Annotated in this window: 4 protein-coding genes; all 4 read right to left on the bottom strand. The window is 45.4% G+C overall.

Annotated elements, in window-relative coordinates:
* On the bottom strand, positions 1-303 hold a 303-nt coding region (locus A3756_RS17390; protein WP_156490563.1), incomplete at its 3' end, for a hypothetical protein.
* Between the two features lie 22 nt (positions 304-325).
* Positions 326-544 (bottom strand): DUF2835 domain-containing protein, encoded by a 219-nt coding sequence (locus A3756_RS17395; RefSeq protein ID WP_068515563.1) that lies wholly within the window; start codon positions 542-544, stop codon positions 326-328.
* A 32-nt stretch (positions 545-576) separates the two neighbouring features.
* Positions 577-1,185, bottom strand: coding sequence for a transglycosylase SLT domain-containing protein (locus tag A3756_RS17400; RefSeq protein WP_082865334.1), 609 nt, complete (start codon positions 1,183-1,185; stop codon positions 577-579).
* A 9-nt stretch (positions 1,186-1,194) separates the two neighbouring features.
* The coding region (locus A3756_RS17405; protein ID WP_255376523.1) for a His/Gly/Thr/Pro-type tRNA ligase C-terminal domain-containing protein at positions 1,195-1,893 on the bottom strand (699 nt) is incomplete at its 5' end.

A 1,893-nucleotide genomic window follows, 5' to 3' on the forward strand; every position in this document is an offset into this window, starting at 1 on the left:
CATCACGATAGCGGCCAGGCGCGCATAGATATCGCTGAGATAAGCTTTGTTGGGCAGTTCATCTTCAAGTGTTTTTTGGACTGTTTCAAATTTTGAATAACCTTCTTTGGGTTTCTCCAAAGACTTCATTACTTTAGCCATGACTTGAGGAGATTGCTCAGAACCCATATCTTTCATAATTTCATGAGCATGAAACTCAAGTTCTTCAAGTGACATGGCCTTCAAGTGAGAAACCAGTTCAGCTTCTTTTAGCGAAATGACCTGATGCGTTTGTAGCGTGGCTTTCGTGGTGTTGTGTGTCATATCGCGTTGTCTCAAGTAGGGTCTAAAGTTTAATGATAGATTGGAACTTTCCGGCGTCATTGATAGAAATAACAAAGCTCCCTTCAATGCCGTGGTGTGTCACATATTTACTCAGGATAGCGGCCGGAAACTGAATGGATCGGCCATCTCTGCTGATTGCATAGACGATATTGGCTTCACCCCTATAGATTCGCAGCCATTCCTCTTTATCAATGGAAAGGTCGACGATAATTTCTTGCATAGTTTGAACTCTATTTCTTTCTTTATGCTGGCTTATACATGTTTTACGAACCAGTAGTCCTGCCAAAAACGTAAGACCTTTGAAGGGTACTTAGTTTTACCTAAACTGCCATTGTATCGCGCAAGGGCTCTGATCAGGTTGCCTTTCTCTTTATTCAGGTAATGCTTCAGGATTGTACAGCCATACCGGAGGTTGGTTGAAACGGTCGTGAGGTTGTCGTCCGGGCGACCAATCTCATTCTTCCAAAAAGGCATAACTTGCATGAGTCCTTGTGCACCCACTCTGGAGATAGCAAAGCGCTTAAATGCGCTTTCAACATGGATCACTGATAGTACTAACTCGGGTTCCAGGCCCGCTCGTTTCGCTTCAGAGTGAACGCGCTTTAACAGCGACAAACGTTCCTCTGGGTCTTTGATGTAGCGCTTAAGTCGGCTGGACATATCGACCAGCCAAACTTCAGCATCAAAGCGGTCAACAAAACTACTGGACTCATTGACCGTTTGCATAAGGAGCTTACGCAGCTCATCATCTGGAGCCTGGCGTAAGCTGGCCTGTTCAGCGCTAACTGAAGACGCGAAAGACAGAGAAATAACCAGCACGAATAAGAGCTGATAAAGACCTTGTGGAGTCATCGCTCTCATCGACAAACCCTAAGCAATAGTGAAGCCAAGCTTATCTGCTAGTAAGGCCATGATGTCATCGATAGCAACATCCTGCTTATCGCTGTCATTTCTGCCTTTGTATTCTAGTGTGCCAGCCTTGATGCCTCGGTCACTAATAACAACTCGGTGAGGAATACCAATCAGCTCAATGTCAGCAAACTTGGAACCTGGACGCTCATTTCGGTCATCCATGAGTACATCAACACCTAGGTCAACAAGCTGCTGATAGATCTCTTCAGTCTTATTGGCAACAGGCTCAGACTTATGACCATTGAGTGGGATGAGCGCGATTTGGAAAGGCGCTATCGATTCAGGCCAGATAATGCCATTGTCATCGTTATTTTGTTCAATAGCTGCCGCGACAATACGCGATACACCGATGCCGTAACAGCCCATCTCCATAATGGTGGCTTTGCCATTTTCGTTTAATACCGAGGCATTCATTGCGGAACTGTATTTGTTGCCCAACTTAAAGATATGACCGACTTCGATACCGCGTTTGATTTCGAGTGTACCTTTGCCGTCAGGGCTGGTATCACCTTCAAGAACGTTACGCAGGTCAACGACTTCACCTAGTTCAAGATCTCTTTGCCAATTGACGTCTGTTAAATGAACGCCATCTTTATTCGCGCCACAAGTGAAGTCTGAACACAGTGCAGCGGTGCGATCGACAAATACAGTGATGTC

This window comes from Oleiphilus sp. HI0086, from assembly GCF_001635225.1.